A 21,099-nucleotide genomic window follows, 5' to 3' on the forward strand; every position below is an offset into this window, starting at 1 on the left:
GCCGCATCACGGGGAAGGGGTTGCCGGATGGCATGGGACGAGTGGGAGCAACTCAAAGCGGAGGCCGCGGGGCGGCACTCGGCGCGGATGGAGTTGAACTCCGTGCCGGTGGACGGGGGCAGCACCTCGTCCACCCCGGGCGATCTGAAGGTCAGCCAGAAGGACCTGGCCGCCGTCGGTGACGCGGCCTACAAGCTGTACAACGACTTCAACAAGTACAGCGACCACGCCCGCCTCTCCTCGATGGACGCAGCCGGCGGTCTGGAGAAGGAGGGCTTCGCCATCGGCGGGGCCCTCGACCACGTCGCCGTGCACTGGATCGACCAGTGCCAGAACCTCCTGGACGCCTGCGCGCACATCTCGAACCACATGGACTACACCAAGAAGGCGCACGCCGGCGACGAGGTCTACATCGCGGGAACGCTGAGCAGCATCGCCGAGCTCGACAAGGGCTTCGACGAGCGGAAGGGCAGCTGATGGACCTCGACGCGCTCCGCTTCGGCAACTTCTCCAAACTCGGTGACGCCATCACCGACTGGGAGGAGATGACCAAGAAGCTCGAAACACTCAGCCGCGACGCCGAACACAACCTCAAGGGCAAGGCGGACAAGGCCAACTGGGCCGGCGTGAACTCCCAGGTCTCGCGGGACTTCATCGACAAGACCGCGGGCGAGTTCGGCGACGCCCACACCCAGGCCAACACCATCGCCAGGATCCTCAAGGACACCCACGGCGAGCTCACCGGCTACCGCAAACAGCTCAACGAGGCCATCGACCGGGGCCTCAAGAAGAACCTCACCGTCATGGACACCGGGCACGGCGGCTTCACCGTGACCATGAACATCCACCCCGACCGCGCCGCCGAGGGCACCAAGGTCCCCGAACACAGCGAGCAGGACGTCGACAACCTCCGCGACGAGGTCCAGAAGATCCTCAAGGGCGCCACCGACAGCGACGACTCCGCCGCGAAGGCCCTCCGCCTCATCGTCGACCAGGCCAAGTACGGTTTCTCGGACGCCGACTACAAGGACCGCGACTCCGCCGCCAGGGCCATCAAGGCCGCCGAGGACATGGCCGAGCTCATGAAGAAGGATCCGAAGGATCTGAGCGACGCCCAGCTCAAGGAGCTCAACGAGAACCTCACCAAGTACGGCAAGGACCCGCTCTTCGCGGAGACGCTGGCCACCACCGTCGGCCCGAAGAAGACCCTGCAGTTCTGGACGGATCTCGCCGACCCGCAGTTCCCCACCTACGACCCCGAGCGGGAGAACCTGGCCAAGAGCCTCCAGAAGAGCCTCGGCACCGCCCTCGGCACCGCCACCCTCTCCGACAGCGCCGCTATGGACACGTGGGAGAAGCAGATGGTGGACCTCGGGCCGCAGGGCATGGGGGACGACCCGGACGGCTACCCCAAGGGGTTCCAGGTCATGAGCGCCCTGATGCGCTTCGGGGACTACGACGACCAGTTCCTGAACGACTACGGGGACAAGCTCATCGCCTACGACAAGGAGTTCAACACCACCAAGGGCCCCAACCACTGGATCAACAACTGGGACCAGTGCGACCTGAACTTCTACGGCAAGGGCGACCGCGGCCGGGACCCGATGACCGGCTTCCTGGAGGCCCTCGGCCACAACCCGGACGCCTCGACGCAGTTCTTCGGCCAGCCCGACGACACCAAGGGCACTGTCAACCAGGACTCGGAGCTCAACGACCACCTCAAGTACCTCACCAAGGAACGCGACTGGTGGTCGGACCAGCCGCAGACCCACAAGGGCTACATGGCCGGCCAGGACGCCCTCGGCCACGCCCTGGAGGCGGCGACCACGGGCTACTCGTTCGACGCCGAGCACCCCACCCCCGGCAACACTGACCACCGCAACGCCGCCACCGCGGGCGTCATGGAGCAGGTCGTCTACCTCTACGGAGGTGAGGACGGCCCGAAGATGCTGCACGACCACCCGGAGCTGGCGGACAGCCTGGGCAAGATGGCGTCCGCCTACATCGACGACATCGACTACAACATGTCCGGCATCGGCGACCACGGCAGGGACGCGGACAACTTCCCCGCCAAGTACGCGGGGCGGGCGGACTTCGGCAACGACGGGGCGATCAACTTCCTCAGCGTCCTCGGCCAGAACGAGGATTCGCACAAGATCACTTCGGCCGCCCAGCACATCTACACACTGAGCCTGCTCCAGCAGAATCCGCCCACGGACCAGGAGCACTACGACCGGGCCAAGGACGCGCTGATGATGGAGGCCCAGACGCGCGGCGTCCTGGACCACTCACGCGTCCAGCAGGCCGCTGCCGACTACGGCCAGGACTCGGACGACGCGAACAAGTCGCTCGGCAAGTCCACGGACTGGATCAAGTGGGGCGTCGGCGCGGCCATCGGCGCCGGTGTGGCCTGCATTCCCGGTGGTGAGGGCGCCGGCCTCGCGATCGTCCCCATCGCGGCGGACACCGCAGGCTCGGCGGTGGAGGAGTTCATCGGCCAGGGCATCGACAACGCCGCGGACAAGGCGGAGGATGACCCGCTGGCCAAGTCCCAGATGACCAGCCAGAAGTTCTTCCAGGCCGGTTCGGACACCATCGGTGACGACTACGACTACTACTTCAAGGGCCACAGCAAGCAGGCGGACTACGACGACGTCGTGGGTGACCTCGGTGACAAGTACTACGGCACTGGTCCCAACGAGGACAGGTACCGCGGACGCCCCCCGTACAAGGACTGAGACCGTGCGAAACCTCCCTCCCACCGGACGTCGCCGGGCCCCCCGCGGCCGCCTCGTACGAGGTGTGCTCTGGGCCACGGCGACGCTGACGACCCTGGCCGGTGTGTCCGCGTGCTCGGACGAAGGCGACAAGCAACCGCAGGCCGCCCAGACACCAGCGAGCCGGATCTGCGACGGAACCCTGGACAGGCCGGCCGTGACGGCCCTGCAACGCCTCGGCGGAGCCGATTCCTTCGAGGAGCTCAGCGGCAAGGGCAACCAGTTCTCCCTCGACCGAGCGGCGGCGCACGTCCACGACGACGTCCAGCAGCGCAGCAGGTGCACCGTCTACCTGCCCGACGACACCAGCGGAGCCCCGCTGGTCCAACTGGACTTCAAGGCCGCCGACACCCACCCGACCCGGGCCGCCGTACTGAAGGCCTCGCCCGGCAAGGACTTCACGTTCTACGCGCTGGGGGCGTACGCCGCGACGAGCGACAAGAACTCCACCACCTTGTACTTCCAGTGCACCACGAAGGGCTCGGACGGAAAGCGGACCCGGTACGTGGACGCGGGGATATTCAGCAGCGCCGGCCAACTGAAGGGGAACTCCCCCAGCAAGGACAGGATGGTCATCCTGAACTCCGTCTCCCGGCACCTGGCCGACAAGCTCGGCTGCGCCGACGAGGCACACCTGCCGTCGACGGTCCCGGACGGCGAGTCCGTGACGTCGTAGCCGCGTGTCCCCCGTGCCCCCGTCCCGTGCCGGCGGGCCGGGGGCACGTGCTTGCCCAGGCCGGTGGCGCGGTCTTGCCCAGGCTGCTGGCGCCGTGCCTGCCCCAGGCAGGTGGCGCCGTGCCTGCCCGTGATGGCCTCGGTGACGAGTTGCCCGTGCGCTGCCCGAGCCCGCCGTCCGGAGGGTGTGACAATAACGCCGCGTGCGTCGTTGTCATGGCAGCGGCCAAGGGCCCCACCCGGGCCCGAGTACCCCAAGTACGCTGGCCGCGCAGCACATCCGCACACCGTGAAGGGACCGCTCGATGGCCGACGCTCAGGGCACGGCGCGTGACGCGCAGACCGAGGCGCGCAAGGAACGCGAGAAGGAAGAGCTCTACGCCCTCGACATCTCCGGCGTCGAATGGCTCGGCGCACCGGGCACCGAGGAGCACGAGGAACGCGTCGAGATCGCCCACCTGCCCGGCGGTGCGGTGGCCATGCGCTCCTCCGTCGAACCGGGCACCGTCCTGCGGTACACGGAGGCGGAGTGGCGGGCCTTCGTCCTCGGGGCCCGCGACGGCGAGTTCGACCTGGAGCCCGCTCCGCACAACGGGGGCCTGCCGGCCGAGTGACGTTCTTCGTGACCGGTACCCGGTGCCGGTGCCGGTCACGGTGGCCGGTGCCGGGCGGCCGGTCCCGTCTGCGCCCGGCTCCGAGGGCGGGCAGGCCCACCTTGGTGCAACCGGCACTCGCGGTCCCCGGGCCGGCCGCTGCGGCCGTCGGCATCGAACCGCCGCCCCATTGCACCGGGGCCACTTCAGACACATGGGGTGGGCACCTCCCGTGCGTGCCCACCCCACTGTCCTGTACCGCGTTCGCTCAGTTGAAGTAGCTGGCCGCCTTCAGATCGCCGCCGCGGTAGTCACCGCCGGCGTTGTGCACCAGACGCGTGATGGACATCAGCGCCTCGTGGATGATCTTGGCGTCCTTGTTCCACGCCTGCTGCACCGTGGTGTACGTGGTGTGGGCCTCGCCCTCCCACCCGGTGGCCGCGCGGGCGACGGCCGCCTTGATGTCCTCCAGGTCGGTCTCCAGCCGCTTGGCCTGGTTGCCGAGCTCCGTGGCCATCGCGTCGAGGCCGCCGTACTTCACTGCGAGTTCGTCGTAATGCGGGTTCGCCATGGTTACCCATCTCCTTGGTGATGTCTGCCGGGTGGCGGGCGGGACAGCAGGCTCCGTCAGCAGCGGCTCCGCGTCAGTGCCCGCACCCGCTCGGCGGGAGCACCCGGTTCAGGGCGCGCCCACGGGTGCGTGCACGCCGGTCAGTAGCTGCTGAGGGCCGACGTCTGGTTGCCCAGGCCCGGGTCGATGGACTTCGCGTCCGCCAGGATCTTGTCCTCGGAGTCGTTCTTGATCTTCCGGGTGGAGTTCATGGCGTCGAGGAACTTCGCCAGGGTCTTGCCCATGTGGACGAGGCTGGTGTTGATCTCCTCCTGCTTGCGGCCGAAGGCGTTGGCACCGAGGCCGACCCAGTGCGCCTCAAGGTTGTCGATGGTGCCCTGGAGCCGCTTGACCTGGTCCTTGATCGAGTCGTACTTCTCCACGATGTGCTGCTCAAGCTTGATCAGCTCATCGTCTGATACCCGCTGGCCATCTGCCATGACTGGGCTTCCCTTCCTGAACCTGTCTCTGTCTGTGTTGCGCTCTTCGGTTGTCGGGGGCCTCCGGGGACCGAGGTGCGGTGCCCGCAGGCGCACAGTCCGGCATCATCGGCCAGGGGCCGACGTGTGTTCGGCGCTCCTGCGATCGGGGCGCCCTCAGGCGGTGCGGCGCTTTCTGACGAAGGCGAAGATCCCGCCGCCGACCACCACGACGGCTGCGACGGCAGCGACGACGGTCCACAGCGTTCCGTTGCCGTCGGAGCTGTCCGCGGTAGCGGCCGCCGCGGAGGTCTCCCCTCCCGACGTGCCCTGCGAGGAGTCCTTGCCCGCCGAGGATGCGTCGCCCGAGGCTTTTCCGTCCGGATCCTGGGACGCCGATCCGGCCGCGGAGGTTCCGGAGGAGGACGCGACTCCGGGGGTTTTCTCACCGGTGATGGGGTCGACGTCTGCGGGCCCCGGGTCTCCCTCGTGGTGCAGGAGGTTGCGGGCCGGGCGGATCAGACCGTATCCGAGGTATTTGCTGGGCGAGTCCTTCGGCCAGTCACGGCCGGCGGTGTCGATGAGGACGCGCAGCACCTGGTTGGCGGTCCAGTCGGGATGTGCGGACCAGATGAGGGCCGCGGAGGCGGAGGCGATGGCGGAGGCTTGGCTGGTGCCCTCGCTCTTGCAGTACCTCTTCAGGGTCTTGTCGCACCAGGAGGGCACATCGGCGCCGGGGGAGGCCAGGTCGACGGAGTCGTTGTATTCGGAGAACTTCGCTACCGTTCCGTTCTCGTCGGCGGCTGACACGCCTACGACTCCGCGGTAGCTCGCAGGATATTCGGTCTTGCTGCTGGACTCGTTACCTACCGAGGCGAAAAGCAGTTTCCCCTTGCTGAGAGCGTACTTGATCGCGGATTCTTCCTGGGGGTCCCAGTACTGACCGCCAATTGACATATTGATGATCCGGGCGTCGCCATCAGCCGCTTCCCTGATGGCCTTGTACGTGTCGTCCTTGTGCTTACCGGGCAACGTCGTAAGAGTAACCCGGTATGGAACGACTTTGGCGTCCGGAGCCAGGCCTTTGAGGGAGCCGTCCTTCCCTGAACCTGCGATGAGTTCGGCCATCGAAGTTCCGTGACCGTCGTAGTCATCGGTAGGACCGCCTGACGTACCGGTCACGTCCTTACCGGGGAGGACCTTTCCCTCAAGCGACTTTGTCTCGGACACCCCGCTGTCGATCACGGCGACAGTAATGTCTTTACCCGTGCTGACGTTCCACAATTGGTCAGCGCTCATGGCATCCAGGTACCACTGCTGCGACTGGACGTCGTCAGCCGCCGCCGCGGGGGCGAGGCCCGTCAGCGCAACGGCCCAGACACCCAGGGTCGCGGCCACCAAGCCCGCGCCTCGTCGTCTGCGCCCGTGACTCCGCGCGGTGGCGCCGGCGCGGCGGTCGGTTCCTGGCTTCATGCCTGTGCACGTCCTCGCTCGAAGGCCTACTCGGTCTCTGGTGGTGCCTGGGGTGGGCGCTGCTGTGGCGTGGGCGGCTGCTCCGCACCCTCGGCGTCGCGATGCTGCTGGTCCCCCCGGCCCCGTACCAGTCCGGAGCCACCGGGGGTGAATCCGGCGCGCTCCCCCTTGGGACCCGTCGTACGGCTCTTCGGCGCACCGACCACACCCTCGGGTGCTCCGGGCGTCCGCCGCGGCCCCTGGGTCCTGTCGTTCTGGGGGTTCGGCGCTCCGATCACACCGCGCTGCCCCAGCTTGCCCGGTGTCCCCTGGGTGCGGCCGGGGTTCTCCTTCTGGCCCCCGATAACGGTGCCCCTGGGGACCCGGGACGTCGATCCCGACGTCTGGTTGGTGGGCCTGCCGCCCACCACCCCGCCCTTCCGGGTGGCTCCGGCGTTCGACGACTTGGCCTGGCCCGCCGCGCGCGGCGTTCCGCCCGTGACACCTCCCCGGCCCATCGGCATACGCCCGGTGGAGGCGGCGCGTCCGGTCGCCCGTGCCTGGTTGACCGGCCCCCGCCCCATGGCGTTGGCCGCCCGGCCGGTACTCGTCGTGCCCTTTCCAGTGGCGGACTCCCGCACGGAGCCGCGCGCCTGCGGCGGGGGGTTGTTGCCCCGAGGTTTGACGGGCCCGTTCGTGATGGGCTTCACCATGCCGTTGGCGAACGGGGGCGGCGACGTATGCGTGGTGCCGCCCGGCGCCGTGTGCGTCGGGGGCTGACCCGTGTCGACGGGAGGCGTCGTGGGGAGCGGGGGCGCGACACTGTCGATCACCGTGCCCACATCTGGACGGTGCCGATCATTGATCGTTTCGTGCACTGAAAGCCGCTTGTCGCCGTCATTCGGCACTTGGCCCGTAGCGTGGTACCCCTGGTTCGCTACGTGTCGGCCAAGCGTGCCGAGACTGCCGCTTCCCTCAACAGAGTCATCCCTTTTGGGCGCCTTGGTCGACGACGGCCTAGGCACCCCCACATTAGGCATCATCTCGAACCGAGGCGGCTGCTGCTCCGCAAGCGTCCCGCTGGACACCGAGTAGAACGACGCCAGCCGGTTCATCTGGTTGATGGCTTCCTGACGGTGGCCCTCGACCTTGACGGCCTCGTCGTACTCCGCGTTCCCCTTCACCCGCTTGGGGGTGGGGATGTCCTCGACCTTCTGCTTGTGGAACCGGGTGTCCCTCGGTGGCATGGAGCTGCGCACGGAGGCGAGGCCCGAGCCGGCGGCGGTGATCTGCAGGCCGGCGACGTCGGCGTACTTGGCGAGGGCGTGGGTGTTCGCCACGAGGTTGGAGCCCCAGTCGCGGAAGTTCGTACCCGCCTCGCCCTTCCAGTCGACGTTGCCGATGTGCCTGCTGAGTTCGTCCGCGGCATCGCTGATCGCGTCGCGGGCGCTCCAGAGCGCCTCGCCGGCCTTCGCCAGCTCACCGGGGTCGGTGTGCTCGACCAGGTCGAGCATGGCGTTGAGCTCGTGGCCCTCGAAGTCGGTACGGCCGAAGATGCGGCCGTTGCCGAAGATGCCGGAGAGGAATTCCAGGGCCGATGTGGTCGCGTCCGTCAGGCCCACTTCCTGGGTGGCCCGCTGACGGTCCTGAGCGTGCGGCTTTCCGTGGGTCATGAGTACCCCGTTCCGGAATGCTTGTCGTCACTGTGCCCGTGCTGCTGGTCGCCGTGGTGCTCCGGGCTCTCGTGCCGCGGCGGCTGGTTGTCCTCGTGGATCTGCGTCTGCAGGGCCCAGAACCTGCGGCGCAGGTCCTCGTCGAGGTTGTCGAAGCCGATGTCCGCGCCGTGCACGGCGATGCCCATGGCCTCGATCTGGTGGCCGAGCGACTTGGACAGCGTGGTGAGCTGCTCGTGCACGCGGTTGTACTGGTGGTAGAGGTCGTCCGCCTCACCGAAGGTCCCGTGCCCGCTCAGGGACGCCCTGGAAATCGTCTGGGCACCGACCTTCGAAGAACTGCCGGCGGAACCCTCGAATTCGCTCAACAGCGTGTCCACGCGCCGCTTGAAGATCTTCAACGCCTCTGCGCCGCGCCGCAGATCGGCGCCACCACCCGCATCCGCAGGAAGCACTGGACCTTCCCTCCCCGTGAGTTCCCCAGTGCCCGTCCGACCGTGTCCCCCGGTTCAACGGGCGAAGCTGCTAATGACCGCGCTTCCAGTTACTTTAGTCAACGGGCAGAACCCGGCCAACTGATCTACGTACTGGGTCAGTTACGGTTCCACCAAGACAGGGCGGCCTTTCCCCCTATTGCCCCCATTGGTCCCCGCCCCTCTGAACAGCGCTCGGCCCACACTACCCGGCCCCTCCGACAACGGCATGCGATACCGAGCCCGAACACCGCCTCGCGAGCGCCTCCAGGCACGCCCACTCACGCACGCCCACTGACGCAGGCCCGTTCACGCCCGTTCACGCCTGCCCGCGGACCCTGCGCCTGCGCCGCCGCGCATCCCGTACCGCGACCCCCGTACCGGCGAGGGCCGCCACCAGGACCGCGGCACCGACCGTCACGAACGTACCGAGGCGGGCGTTGCGCTCGGCCTGGGTCTCGCCGAGGTGGAGCGGCGCGGGGCTGGGGGCCTCGGCGCGGACCAGGCCCTCGTGGGCGACCGGCTCCTCCACCTTGTGGTCGTCCTCGGTGAGGGCGCGGACCGGGTCGACGACGCCCCAGCCGACGAGGCGGTCGCGGCCCGCGATGGAGCGTTCCGCGGTCTGCTCGATCTGCGCCACGACCTCCTTGGGCGTCCAGTCCTCGTGCTTCGCCTTGATGAGGGCGGCGACGGCGGCGACGTAGGGGGCCGAGAAGCTGGTCCCGTCGTCGGAGCAGTGGCCGCCCTTGGGGACGGTGGAGACCATGTCGACGCCCGGCGCCGCCACCCCCACCTCGTTGGAGGACTGGGAGAACGCCGCCCGCTCGTTGTTGCGGTCCGACGCGGCGACCGCGAGGACGCCCGGGTAGGAGGCGGGGTAGGTCTTCTTGACGTTGCCGCCGAGGCCGTCGTTGCCCGCCGAGGCGACGACGACCGCTCCGGAGCGGATGGCGTCCTCCACGGCCTGCTCCAAGGATGCCTCCGGGGCGACCGCGTCGGCGGTGTCCTGGGAGATGTTGATGACGTCCGCGCCCTCGTGGACCGCGTACGTGATGGCCTGAGCGAGGCCGGTCGTGTTCCCGTCGCCCTGGGCGTCGTTCTGCTTGAGCGGGATGATCGTCGCCCCTGGTGCAAGGCCCACGAATCCGGTGCCCTTGAGGGGGCGGGCGGCGATGATGCCGGCGACCTTCGTGCCGTGCCCGACGGTGTCCGTGGTGCCCTGCTCGTTGCCGCGGTCTGGGACGGGCTCGCCCTTGCCGTCCTTCCTCGGCAGGAAGTTGTGCCCGGCACCGGCGTCCACGGCGTGGGCGAGCTGGGGGTTCTTCACGTCCACGCCGGTGTCGATGACGGCGACCCGTACGCCCTTGCCGGTGGACTGCTGCCACAGCTCGTCCAGGTTCACCCGCTGGAGGGACCAGGGCTTGCCGGCGTACTTCGTGTTCGGGAAGGAGCATTCGCCGGAGTCCGCGGCGGCCGGGGTGCCGGCGGCGGTGAGCAGGCCCGCGGAGGCGGCGGTGGCCAGCAGGGCGGCCGCCGCGGGGCGCAGCCGTCCCCGGCGCCCGGGGGCCGGCCGGCAGGAGCGTGCATCGGTCATGGACGGCGCCTCACGACCCCTGGGGCTGACTCGCCGCGGCCTTCGACAGCCGGGGGCCGGTCGGCAGGAACTCTGACCAGGGCGCGGGCACCGGCGCCGGGGTGACGTCCCCGTAGCCGAGCCGGGTCTGCGAGTCCTTCTCCTCCGGCTGCTGCTGTCGGCCCTTCTTGCCCGACTCGCCGATCCCGGAGTCGTCCGTGGCGCTGTCGCCGTTGGACTGCAGGGCGTAGCGCAGGCCGGTGTCGGTGACCAGGAAGACACCGCCGACCTTGGTCTCCGTGCCCTGGAACTGGCGGAACAACTGGCCGGAACCGGGGGTCACATAGGCGCTGCTCGATCCGGTGGCGAGGGCCGCGGGGAAGGAGGTGCCCGCCCAGGTGCTCAGGGTGGTGGTGCCGTTGCCGGCGACCGAGCGCAGGACGTTGCAGACGGTGTTGCGGGCGCCGCCGTGCGTACTGGGGGTGTTGACCACCTGCGGCTTGTCCTGCGGCCACGCGTGGTCGTCGCCGAACTCTGTGGGGCTGGGGGTGAACGATCCGCGGTTGACCCGCAGGGCCTCGCCCGTCGTCATCAGGTGCGACAGGTCCGGGTCCTGGAGCAGCAGGTTCGCCATGAAGTCGGAGATCGGTGCCACCCGTCCGGGCAGGACGACGTAGTACCGCATCACTCCGCCGTCCAGCGCCTGGAGGACCATGCCGACGCGGTCGGCGGCGGGGTCCAGGGTGCCGTGGACGCCGGCGGCGCCCCCCGCGCCGCTGATCTCCGGGAAAACGATCCGGTCGCCGGGGTGCAGGGTGTTCAGCCACTCCTTCGACACCTGCTGCGGGCGGCGTGCGCCGGACACGACGGCGCCGAGCAGGTTCTGGTTGTCGTCGAGCGGGTACGCCGTGCCGCTCGGGTCCACCACGTAGCGCGTCCTGTCCGGTGCGGGCCCCTGCACGTAGAGGAGTTCGCCGCCGTGCAGCCGCTGCCCGCCCTCCATGCGCTTCTCCTCGCGCTGGGCGAAGACGAACGCGGCCTTCTGGACGGCGCCGCCCTCGCCGGGCCGCTGGCAGACAGCCCAGCGCTTGGCCGCGGCGGCCTCGTCGGGGTCGGGGAGGCGGTCGGGGGCGTAGGGGATGCCGATGGTGGCGCCGTGCGGGAGCCTGCCGCTGTCGAGGACGGACTCGTCGACGTTGATGACCTGGCCCTTGTCGGCGTCGAGCAGCAGTTTGGCGGAGGCCATGTTGAGCACGGGGTGCAACTGCACCTTGTGGTCGGTCTCCAGCACGACGTAGCGCGTGGTGGACTTGCTGGCGATGATCACCTTCTCGCCGGGCGTGTCCCAGCCCTGCGGGGCGGTCGGCTTGAGCATGCCCCACGCGCCGAAACCGGCCAGGATGACCACCGCGACGACCGCACTGGGCACCAGGGCCCGCAGCGGCCGTGGCGCGCTCTCCTCGGAACCCGTGGCCGAGGGCTGCACGAAGGCCGCCAGCATGCGGCGCTTCGCGAAGGTGTAGGCGTTGAGCTCGTCCCGTCGTGATGCCATGAGCGTGTGCCGCTCCCCCTTGCTCCGTGCGGCGCCCGACCCCCGGGGGTGCAGCCGGGGGGCTGCCGTCCCTTCCCCGCCTCTATTGTCGGACCGGGCCCCTACTATGCCTGGTGAGGGCCCGCTCGTGTGAGGCGGGTAGGGTGCGGGATCCGAAAGCGGCCTGCCTGCAGGAGCGTTCGGACGGATACGGACGACATTCGGGGGTTTGAAGCAGTGACTTCCGCCACGCCGGCACGGCCGCGGCCCGGAACCCGGTCCGCGGCGCCGCAGGGCCGCGCTCCGGGGCGCGGGCGGCGGGCGGCTGCGGCGTCCACGGCGACCGCATCCTCCCCCGTCGTCTTCCGTCTGACCAGTCGCTCCGGGCAGTTCATCTCCTTCCGCCTCCAGCAGCTCGTGCTACTGGAGGCCGCGGCGGCGGTGCTGCTGGCCGCCTGGGTGACGGACACGCTGCTGCTGGTGCCAGGGGCGGTGATCGCGGCCGTCCTGGTGCTGCTCGCGGTGATGCGCCGCCGCGGCCGCTCGCTGCCCGAATGGCTCACCACGGCCCGCGGGTTGCGCGTCCGCAGGCGCCGCGCGAAGGACACGGCCGTACCACCGGGCACCGAGCCCGGTTTCGCACCCGCGGTGGAGTGCGATCCCGCGCTGCGCACGTACACGTACGGCGGAAAGGACCGCCGCCCGGTCGGCATGGTCGGCGACGGCACCTTCCTGACGGCCGTCCTCCAGGTCGAGTCCGACGCCACCGCGCTGCGCAATGAACGCGACCGGCGCCCGCTGCCCCTGAAACTCGTCCGCGAGGCGATGGACGTCGACGACATCCGCCTGGAGTCGGCGCAGGTCGTGCTGCACACCCAGCCCGCGCCCGCACTGCACCTCCCCCAGGAGTCCGTCGCCGTCAGCAACTACGCCCCGCTCCAGGCGCAGACGGGGGCGCCCGCGGTCCGGATCACCTGGATCGCGCTGAAGCTGGATCCGGAGCTGTGCCCGGAGGCGGTGGCCGCGCGCGGCGGCGGGATCACGGGAGCGCAGAAGTGCGTGGTGCGCACCGCCGACCAGTTGGCGAGCCGCCTGACCGGTGCCGGCTTCCGTGCCACGCTGCTCACGGAGGAGGAGCTGGCCGCGGCGATAGCCACCTCGGCGTGCGCCAACCCGATGGTGACGGCGCAGGCGGGCCGTTCCGAGGCACCGCAGCGCAGGACCGAGGAGACCAGCCGCACCTGGCGCTGCGACAATCGCAGGCACACGACCTACTGGGTGCGCCGCTGGCCGCAGTTGGGCGGCTCCGGCGGATCCCTGCCGCAGCTCGTCGCGCTGATCACGGCGATACCCGCGCTGGCCACCACCTTCAGCCTCACGCTGGGCCGCGGCGAACACCAGGAGATGACGGTCCGCGGCTTCGTCCGCGTCACGGGCCGCGGCGACACGGAACTCGTCGCCGCCCGGCGCCAGTTGCAGCAGGCCGCCCGCCACACCAGGACGGCCCTGGTCCGGCTCGACCGCGAGCAGTTGCCGGGTGTGCTCGCCACCATGCCGCTGGGAGGCACCCGCTGATGGCCATGACCACCCCTCCGACGGCACCCGGCGGCACGGGCGGCGCGCCGGTGACCACGGCACCGTCGGGCCGGCCGGTACCCGGTCCCCTGGGCGCCGCGGCGCAGGGCCTGCCCACCGGGCACGCGGCCGCTCTCCGGGCCAGGATGCGGGCCGGCTTCGGTCTGCTGGGCCCGCGCAGCGGCCGCCATGCCGTCGCGCCGGAGGACATCGACACGCTGGCACTGCCCGTCGGGGACGACGGCGTGGTCATCGGCGTGGACGCGCAGTCCCGTCCCGCGGTGCTCGGCCTCAACCGCCCGACTCCGTACGACATCCTGCTGATCGGCGGGCTGTGGACCGCGCAGGTGCTGGCGCTGCGGGCCGCGGCGACCGGCGCGCGGGTCGCCGTCGAGACCGGCCGGGCCGCGGAGTGGACCACCCTCGCGCACGCGGCGGGCGGTGCGCAGCAGTGCATCACGCTGCACGACGTCGGCAGGGTGCCGCCGCTCGGTCCCTCGGCGGGCAGCCCCGTGCTGGTGCTGCGGGACTGCGGGATGCAGCCGCCGCGCGGGCGGGTCGTGTCGGGGCCCTGGCAGTCGGTGCTGACCCTGCTGCCGTATCTGAGTCCGGTCGCGCCGCGGCTGATGCGGCAGACCCGGCTGGTGGGCGTCCAGCGGCTGTCGCCCGACGAGTCCAGCAGGCTCGGCCGGCTGCTCGCGCTCCCCGGCGCGGACGTGGAGTCGCTGCCCACACTCGCGGACGGTGTCACTCTTTGGTGTGCCGGACGCGACAGGCAGTACGTCATGACCCAGGCCACCGACGCCGAGACCGGATTGTTGGGTGTGCCCCGACGCATGGACCGGCCGTAGGGATTTCGTCCCGTGTCGGCGGTTTGGCCGGGTTCACCGGGCCCCTGAAGAGGGCCCCGTGTGCGTTGTGCCGCGGTGCGGTGCTGTGTGCCGGGGACGGGTGCGCCGGCGGACCTGCCGTAGGGGCCGCCGTGGTGATTAGGCTGGGACCTGGACGCGATCGGCGTACTCCGGGCACCGGGTGGTCGGTGAACGGGCCGGTGGCGTCCCGGGGGAAGTGCCGTACGGGCCGGCTGCGGCCCGGCACGGTGCCGGACGACCGCGGCCGGTTCCGGCCGCGGACAGTTGCACACGGCTTTGAAGACGCGGACATCTGGTGCCGTCGGGTACACGGCAGTTGAGGTCGGCGGAAGCGGTCGCCCCAGTACGGCACGAGGGTGCTCGACCACACCAGGAGGAATTGTGAGCAGCGATCGGGACGGTATCCGCGGGGGTTGGGAGTCACCCGACGATGACCAGTCCGACGCCGAGTCCGCCTTCGAGGCGACGGGAGAGTTCACCATCGACTACGCCCCGCCCGCCTGGTACACGCAGAACGCGTCGTCGAGCTCGCAGGACTCCTCGCCGGCTCCGGCGCCGTCGCCCCTGCCGCCCCCGGGGGCCGCCCCGGTGGCGCCGGCCGGCCCGGTACCGCCCCCGGCGCCCACCGGTGACCCGGTGGACTTCCCGGGCCTTCCGCAGGGCAGCGGCTTCGAGCCGCGCTGGGGCGCGCCGGGCGAGACACCCGCTCACGGCCCCCACGGCTCCGCTCCGGCGTCCGGCTACGACTCGGGGACGGGGTACGGGCCAGGGTACGGCGCCCCGGCCACCACGGGTGCCCCTACCGGTCCGGGTGCCGGTGCCGGTGCCGGTGGAGCGTTCGGCGCCGACTCCGGCAACGGGTCGGGCCCTGCCGCCGGTGCGTGGGGCGGGCCTGGTTCCCCGGCCGCGACCGGCACCGGGGCCCCCCGAGACGCGTACGCCCCGGAGGCGGGGAGCGGTTACGGCGCGGGGTACGGGCCGGGCCGGGGCAGCGGGGACGGCTCGGGCACGGCACCGGGGCAGGACGCGGGGTACGACGGCTCCGCTTACGGTCCGGGGTCCTCCGGTTCCGGTTCCGGCTTCGGTGCGGGCCCGGCGGCGGGCTCGGGCTCCGATGGCGCACCGGCCCGCGTCGACGGCGGCTCCGCAACCGGTGCCCCTGGCGCGCACGGTGGGACGGGGGCCCCCTCCTGGGACGCCGAGGGCAGCGGCGACCTGGAGAGCCCCGCCACGATGCGGATCTCCTCGACGGCGCTCAAGCGCGAGCTGGCCAACCTGGCGGCACAGCACAGCCCGTCCTCCCACGGCGACGGCTCCGGCGAAGTCCCCCGGGACGCGGGCGAACCGGACCCGAGCGGCGCGGACGAGCCGGTTTCCGCAGGCGCGTACGAGCCGGACGCCGCACACACGGCCGCGCACGACGACGCGCCCCCGATGGCCGACGGCCGCTCCTCCGCGGACGGTTCCGCATCCTCCGCGGACGGCTCCGCATCCTCCGCGATCGTCTGGCCCCCCGAGACGGACCCCGTCGTCGCCCCGAAGGCTTCGGACTCCACCGGGGACGGGGACACCGGCGTGTCGGGAGCCCCGGACGCGCCGTCGGCGGCCACCACGGCCTCCGACGGGACACGGGCGGACGACGCCGACGACCCCTTCGCCGAACTGCGCTCGCGCTGGGCCCTCGACACGACCGCCGGCAGCGGTGCCGGCGCGTCGTCCACCGACCCGGACACGGCAGCCTCCTCGGGCGCGGACGAGGACGCACGGCCGGGGTCAGAGCCGGAGACGGGCCCGGACCCGGAGGCGCCGTTCGGCACGCACCGCGCGGGTGCAGACGCCGACGCGCGTGCGTCAGGCACCGCGGGCGACACGTCGGACTCCGGCGCCGGCGTGGACGCGGCAGGCGCGGAGACGAACACTTCGGCCGACCGGGGCCCCGGGCAGACGGCGGACATCGCAGATCCCTCGGACGCCAGCGATCCCTCGGGTCCCGACGGTTCCTCGGACTTCATGGCTGCCTCGGCTGCCCCGGTTGCCGAGGATGCCGGAGCGGGCTCCGACGGGTCCGCCTCCGCAGCCCCTGCCACCGCCCCGGAACCGGACGCGGCGGACCGGGGAGACGGCGACGTCCGCGACGTCGGCGGCACGGTGCCCGCGAGCGACGGGGACGAGCAGTCCGCTGCCGGGGCGGTCGCGTCCGGTTCCGGCTCCGGTGCGGCGGCGGTCGCGTCCGGGCAGAGCGTGGTCGACGGGCAGGGCGCGCCCGCGCCCTGGGCTCCCCTGCCGGGTCAGCAGGGCGGCCTCCCCCCTCTGCCGCCCTCCTTCGAACTCGCCGCACCGGCCCCGGCGGACCAGTGGGCCCCGGGCCCCGAACAGCCGGGCGGGCCCCAGCCCACCGCTCCCGGAGCGCAGCCGCCCGGGCAGCCGGCTCCCGGTGCGCCGCTCGCGACGCGGCAGCCGGGCGCACAGCAGCCGCCGCCTGCGTGGCCGAACACGGCACCGGGCGCGCCTTCCACCCCGCAGGCGCCCCCGGGCCCCGTCCCCGGCGACCAGCAAAGCGCCTACGGGTTCCCGCAGAACGGCCCCGCCGCCCCGCCCGCCCCCGGGCAGCAGGGCGGCTACGGCTTCCCCCAGGACGGTGCCCCCGGACAACAGGGCGGCTACGGCTTCCCCCAGGGCGGTGCCCCCGGACAACAGGGCGGCTACGGCTTCCCGCAGGGCGGTGCCCCCGAACAGCACGGCGGCTACGGCTTCCCCCAGACACCCGTGCCGGGGCAGCCGGATCCGAGGACCGCGGCGCCTGCGCCCCATCTCGCGGGACCCGGCCAGCCGCAGGCGCCTCAGCCGCCGTTCCCCCCGCAGGGGCAGCAACCGCAGGGCCCGCCGCCCGCGCACGGCGGGCCGGGCCCCCTGCCGCCGGGGGCGCCCGGCGTCCCCGGCCATCAGCAGACGGCGGGTCAGCCGGCCCCCTTCGCACCTGCCGGGCCCGGTGCACCGGGCGCCCCCGGCGCACCCCAGGGGCCGGGCGCCCCCGGTGTCCCGCAGGGAGCGGGCGGCCCCCAGTCACCCGCCCCGCCCGGCGCCCCTGGACAGCCGGTCTTCCCCGGTGCCCCCGGCCACCCCGGTGTGCCCCCCGGCCCGGGCGGCCCCGGTCAGCCGGGTATGCACCCGGGCGCCGGAGCCGCGTACCCGCAGGCGGTACGTCACGACCAGCGGCAGCCCACGCACCCGGGTGCGCCGCTCGGGTACACCGCGGCCGTGGAACTGTCCTCGGACCGGCTGCTCAACAACAAGAGGCAGAAGCCGAAGAGCGGGCGCCCCACGGCCGGCGGATCGCGGTTCAAGCTCGGCGGCAAGAAGGAGGAGGCCGAGCGGCTGCGGAAGCTGGAGCTGATCCGCACCCCGGTGCTGTCGTGCTACCGGATCGCGGTCATCAGCCTCAAGGGCGGGGTCGGCAAGACGACCACCACGACGGCCCTCGGCTCGACGCTCGCCATCGAACGGCAGGACAAGATCCTCGCCATCGACGCCAACCCGGACGCCGGCACGCTCGGCCGCCGGGTACGGCGCGAGACCGGTGCCACCATCCGCGACCTGGTGCAGGCGATCCCGTACCTCACCTCGTACATGGACATCCGGCGCTTCACGTCGCAGGCGCCCTCCGGTCTGGAGATCATCGCCAACGACGTCGACCCGGCCGTCTCGACGACCTTCAACGACGAGGACTACCGGCGGGCGATCGAGGTGCTCGGACAGCAGTACCCGATCATCCTCACCGACTCAGGAACCGGTCTGCTGTACAGCGCGATGCGCGGGGTCCTGGACCTCGCGGACCAGTTGATCATCATCTCCACGCCGTCCGTGGACGGCGCGAGCAGTGCGTCCACCACGCTCGACTGGCTGTCGGCGCACGGCTACGCGGACCTCGTGGCGCGGTCGATCACGGTGATCTCCGGAGTCCGGGAGACCGGGAAGATGATCAAGGTCGACGACATCGTCAGCCACTTCGAGACGCGCTGCCGGGGCGTCGTGGTCGTTCCGTTCGACGAGCACCTGGCCGCGGGCGCCGAGGTGGACCTCGACATGATGCGACCCAAGGTGCGCGAGGCGTACTTCAACCTGTCCGCGATGGTGGCGGAGGACTTCGCGCGCCACCAGCAGGCGCACGGCCTGTGGACGTCGGACGGGAATCCGCCGCCCCAGGTCGCTCCCCCGCTGCCGGGTCAGCAGATGCCGGGGCACGGGCAGATGCCCGGGCAGGGACCGCAGCAGGGCGGTTGGCCGCAGCAGGCCCCCCAGGGCTATCCGCCGCAGGCCCCCCAGCCAGGGCCCCCGCAGCCCGGGCCGCCCCAGCCGGGCATGCACCAGGCCGGCCCCCCGGCGCCCGGTGCGCCGGGGCCGGGAGCGCCCCAGGCCGGGCCGCCGCAGGGCTGGACCCAGGGGCCCCCGCCGGGGGCGGGCCCGCAGTAGTGCTCCACACGGGTGCCCCGGACCGCGCCGTCGCCGACGCGGTCCGGGGCACCGGCGCGTTCGGGTGCACCCGCCCACCGGACAGGCCGCCCGGAAGCCCCGCAACCGCCCGGCCCGCCCGATTGTCTACAAAGCGGGACGACGTTACGGCTCCCCGGCCCGGACCAGGAGTCAGGTCAGCCGCCACGCCCTGGCCTGGATGTTTTCACCGGTCTTGACCAATGGGCGGCAAAACCCGACCAACTCGTTATTTCCGCAGGCCACATGGGGTCAACCGGCCGTTGACTCGTGCTTACCCGCGCTGATAAACACACTCATCAACCAAGCTGGCGCACCATGATCAAGAAGACCGTCTCTGCGCGAGCGACTAGGCGAGGTCACCGACCCATGGACAGACAAGATCAGCACGGCCGGCGCTCGCCCGGTCGACCCTCAGACGACCGGCACCCGTTCGGCCGGGCACCGGCCGGGGCAGCCGCGGGCGCGGCCCGGCCGGGCGGCGTCCGCGGGCGCTTCCGGCTGGTGGCCGCGGCCGGCGCCGCGGCCCTGACGCTGACGGCAGGGCTCGCCACCCCGCTGAACCCGGCGCCGCAGCAGGCGGCGGCCGCCGACAGCGGCAAGAAGACCCTCACGGTGGCGGTCGCACAGAGCGTCGACTCGCTGAGCCCCTTCCTCGCGGTGCGCCTGGTCAGCACCAGCATCAACCGCCTGATGTACGAGTACCTGACCGACTACGACCCGAAGGACGCCCACCCCGTCCCGGGCCTCGCCACCGGCTGGAAACCGTCCGCGGACAAGCTGACCTGGACGTACACGATCCGGAAGAACGCCAAGTGGTCGGACGGCCGGCCGGTCACCGCCGACGACGCCGCCTGGACCTACACCAAGATGATGACGGACCAGGGCGCCGCCACGGCCAACGGTTCGTACGTCAGCAACTTCAAGCAGGTGACCGCGCCCAGCCCCACCAAGCTGGTCATCACCCTGAAGAAGCCGCAGTCCACGATGGAGGCCATCGACGTCCCCATCGTGCCCAGGCACATCTGGGAGAAGGTCAAGGACTTCACCAAGTTCAACAACGACCAGACGTTCCCGATCGTCGGTGACGGCCCCTTCGTCGTCACCGACTACAAGGCCGACAGTTATGTGAAGCTCAAGGCCAACAAGACCTTCTGGCGGGGCGCGCCCAAGTTCGACGAACTGGTGTTCAAGTACTACAAGGACAACGACGCCGCCGTGGCCGCGCTCCAGAAGGGCGAGGTCTCCTTCGTCCAGAACCTGACGCCCACCCAGGCCACCAAGCTCAGGACCACACCGGACATCAAGGTCAACGACGCCCCGGGCCGCCGCTTCTACGCACTGGCCACCAACCCGGGCGCCCGCGCCAAGGACGGCACGAAGTTCGGCAACGGCGACCCGTCGCTGCTGGACGAGCGGGTGCGGCACGCGCTGTTCCTGGCCATCGACCGCAAGACCCTCATCGACAAGGTCTTCCAGGGGCACGCCGTCGACGGCGAGGGCTACATCCCGCCGCGCTTCTCGACGTACTACTGGAAGCCCTCCGCCGATCAGGCGATGGGGTACGACCCCGCGAAGGCCGCCGCACTGCTCGACCAGGCCGGGTACAAGAAGAACTCCGCCGGCAAACGGGTGGGCAAGAACGGCAAGCCGCTGAACTACCGCATCCTGTGCCACGCCACCGACCCGCAGGACAAGGCCGTCGGCAAGTACCTCAAGGAGTGGTACGGCCGGCTCGGCATCGGGCTCACGGTCGACTGCCTGGACAACGTCACCGACCCCTGGCTCGCCGGCGAGTACGACCTGGCGTTCGACGGCTGGTCCGTCAACCCGGACCCCGACTTCGTCCTGTCGATACACACCTGCGCCGCCCTCCCGGCCACCCCGAAGGACACCGGCGCCACCGACAACTTCATCTGCGACAAGAAGTACGACGACCTGTACGCCAAGCAGCTCGCCGAGTACGACCCGGCCAAGCGCGCCGACCTCGTCAAGCAGATGGAGTCGCGGCTGTACGACACCGGGTACATGAACGTCATGGCGTACCCGAACGCCATGGAGGCCTACCGCAGCGACCAGATCAAGTCGATCACGACCATGCCCGAGAAGTCCGGCAACATCTACGGCCAGGACGGCTACTGGAGCTGGTGGTCCGCCGTGCCCGCCAACGCCACGGGCTCCTCCGGCGGCTCCGGCTCGACCGGCGTGGTCATCGGTGTCGTGGTGGCCGTGGTCGTGCTCGCCGGTGCCGGAGGGTTCTTCCTGCTGCGCCGCCGCTCCACCGCCGACGACCGTGAGTAGCCCGGCGGGCCCGCCGGCCGCGGCACGCGTAACGTCATGAAGAACGCGACACAGGGGGCCACCAGTCCGGTTCCCGGGAGAACACCG

General features: G+C 71.3%; 15 protein-coding genes. 8 read left to right on the plus strand and 7 right to left on the minus strand.

The features are described 5' to 3' along the window. Window positions 1-27 precede the first annotated feature (27 nt). The 4 genes from IE313_RS32095 to IE313_RS32110 all read left to right on the plus strand — a co-directional run bounded on the left by IE313_RS32095 (window position 28) and on the right by IE313_RS32110 (window position 4,066). Window positions 28-477: a hypothetical protein gene (locus IE313_RS32095; RefSeq protein ID WP_189938487.1), complete on the plus strand. Its 450-nt coding sequence runs from the start codon at window positions 28-30 to the stop codon at window positions 475-477. Then, complete coding sequence (locus tag IE313_RS32100) at window positions 477-2,738, plus strand: DUF6571 family protein (protein ID WP_189938489.1); 2,262 nt, start codon at window positions 477-479, stop codon at window positions 2,736-2,738. Before IE313_RS32095 ends, IE313_RS32100 begins: the two co-directional genes overlap by 1 nt. 4 nt (window positions 2,739-2,742) lie before the next feature. Further along, entirely contained in the window at window positions 2,743-3,453 is a 711-nt protein-coding gene (locus tag IE313_RS32105; protein WP_189938492.1) for a hypothetical protein, read from the plus strand. 304 nt (window positions 3,454-3,757) lie between these two features. Then, complete coding sequence (locus tag IE313_RS32110) at window positions 3,758-4,066, plus strand: DUF397 domain-containing protein (protein WP_189938494.1); 309 nt, start codon at window positions 3,758-3,760, stop codon at window positions 4,064-4,066. 247 nt (window positions 4,067-4,313) lie between these two features. Here the strand turns inward: IE313_RS32110 and IE313_RS32115 are convergent, their stop codons facing one another. The 7 genes from IE313_RS32115 to eccB all read right to left on the minus strand — a co-directional run bounded on the left by IE313_RS32115 (window position 4,314) and on the right by eccB (window position 11,797). After that, complete coding sequence (locus IE313_RS32115; protein ID WP_189938496.1) at window positions 4,314-4,616, minus strand: WXG100 family type VII secretion target; 303 nt, start codon at window positions 4,614-4,616, stop codon at window positions 4,314-4,316. A 140-nt stretch (window positions 4,617-4,756) separates the two neighbouring features. Next, the gene (locus IE313_RS32120; RefSeq protein ID WP_189938498.1) at window positions 4,757-5,095 is read right to left on the minus strand and encodes a WXG100 family type VII secretion target; all 339 of its coding nucleotides are present in this window, start codon (window positions 5,093-5,095) and stop codon (window positions 4,757-4,759) included. 156 nt (window positions 5,096-5,251) lie between these two features. Then, the gene (locus IE313_RS32125; RefSeq protein WP_189938501.1) at window positions 5,252-6,547 is read right to left on the minus strand and encodes a S8 family serine peptidase; all 1,296 of its coding nucleotides are present in this window, start codon (window positions 6,545-6,547) and stop codon (window positions 5,252-5,254) included. Window positions 6,548-6,573: 26 nt separating this feature from the next. Beyond that, window positions 6,574-8,199, minus strand: coding sequence for a WXG100 family type VII secretion target (locus IE313_RS32130; RefSeq protein ID WP_189938502.1), 1,626 nt, complete (start codon window positions 8,197-8,199; stop codon window positions 6,574-6,576). Next, on the minus strand, window positions 8,196-8,654 hold the full coding sequence (locus tag IE313_RS32135) for a DUF2563 family protein (protein ID WP_189938503.1): 459 nt from the start codon (window positions 8,652-8,654) through the stop codon (window positions 8,196-8,198). Before IE313_RS32135 ends, IE313_RS32130 begins: the two co-directional genes overlap by 4 nt. A 337-nt stretch (window positions 8,655-8,991) precedes the next feature. Next, on the minus strand, window positions 8,992-10,266 hold the full coding sequence (gene mycP, locus IE313_RS32140) for a type VII secretion-associated serine protease mycosin (protein WP_189938504.1): 1,275 nt from the start codon (window positions 10,264-10,266) through the stop codon (window positions 8,992-8,994). A gap of 10 nt (window positions 10,267-10,276) precedes the next feature. Continuing rightward, window positions 10,277-11,797, minus strand: coding sequence for a type VII secretion protein EccB (gene eccB / locus IE313_RS32145; RefSeq protein WP_189938505.1), 1,521 nt, complete (start codon window positions 11,795-11,797; stop codon window positions 10,277-10,279). Window positions 11,798-12,013: 216 nt separating this feature from the next. Between eccB and eccE the strand changes: the two genes are divergently transcribed. From eccE to IE313_RS32165, 4 genes are all read left to right on the plus strand, one after another. Further along, on the plus strand, window positions 12,014-13,351 hold the full coding sequence (gene eccE, locus IE313_RS32150; protein WP_373317111.1) for a type VII secretion protein EccE: 1,338 nt from the start codon (window positions 12,014-12,016) through the stop codon (window positions 13,349-13,351). A 5-nt stretch (window positions 13,352-13,356) separates the two neighbouring features. Beyond that, window positions 13,357-14,202, plus strand: coding sequence for a hypothetical protein (locus tag IE313_RS32155; protein WP_373317112.1), 846 nt, complete (start codon window positions 13,357-13,359; stop codon window positions 14,200-14,202). A gap of 402 nt (window positions 14,203-14,604) precedes the next feature. Further along, on the plus strand, window positions 14,605-18,693 hold the full coding sequence (locus tag IE313_RS32160; protein ID WP_308439241.1) for an SCO5717 family growth-regulating ATPase: 4,089 nt from the start codon (window positions 14,605-14,607) through the stop codon (window positions 18,691-18,693). Between the two features lie 387 nt (window positions 18,694-19,080). Next, a complete protein-coding gene (locus IE313_RS32165) occupies window positions 19,081-21,012 on the plus strand; it encodes an ABC transporter substrate-binding protein (RefSeq protein WP_189938508.1) in 1,932 nt (643 codons plus the stop codon). The last annotated feature ends 87 nt before the right edge of the window (window positions 21,013-21,099 follow it).

This window comes from Streptomyces sulfonofaciens (genome assembly GCF_014656295.1).
Classification (GTDB): Bacteria; Actinomycetota; Actinomycetes; order Streptomycetales; family Streptomycetaceae; genus Streptomyces; species Streptomyces sulfonofaciens.

Bases quoted from the DNA above. Each gene is read 5' to 3' on its own strand.
- IE313_RS32095 (WP_189938487.1), top strand. From the start codon at position 28: ATGGCATGGGACGAGTGGGAGCAACTCAAAGCGGAGGCCGCGGGGCGG.
- IE313_RS32100 (WP_189938489.1), top strand. From the start codon at position 477: ATGGACCTCGACGCGCTCCGCTTCGGCAACTTCTCCAAACTCGGTGAC.
- IE313_RS32110 (WP_189938494.1), top strand. From the start codon at position 3,758: ATGGCCGACGCTCAGGGCACGGCGCGTGACGCGCAGACCGAGGCGCGC.
- IE313_RS32115 (WP_189938496.1), bottom strand. From the start codon at position 4,616: ATGGCGAACCCGCATTACGACGAACTCGCAGTGAAGTACGGCGGCCTC.
- IE313_RS32120 (WP_189938498.1), bottom strand. From the start codon at position 5,095: ATGGCAGATGGCCAGCGGGTATCAGACGATGAGCTGATCAAGCTTGAG.
- IE313_RS32125 (WP_189938501.1), bottom strand. From the start codon at position 6,547: ATGAAGCCAGGAACCGACCGCCGCGCCGGCGCCACCGCGCGGAGTCAC.
- IE313_RS32130 (WP_189938502.1), bottom strand. From the start codon at position 8,199: ATGACCCACGGAAAGCCGCACGCTCAGGACCGTCAGCGGGCCACCCAG.
- mycP (WP_189938504.1), bottom strand. From the start codon at position 10,266: ATGACCGATGCACGCTCCTGCCGGCCGGCCCCCGGGCGCCGGGGACGG.
- eccB (WP_189938505.1), bottom strand. From the start codon at position 11,797: ATGGCATCACGACGGGACGAGCTCAACGCCTACACCTTCGCGAAGCGC.
- IE313_RS32155 (WP_373317112.1), top strand. From the start codon at position 13,357: ATGACCACCCCTCCGACGGCACCCGGCGGCACGGGCGGCGCGCCGGTG.
- IE313_RS32165 (WP_189938508.1), top strand. From the start codon at position 19,081: ATGGACAGACAAGATCAGCACGGCCGGCGCTCGCCCGGTCGACCCTCA.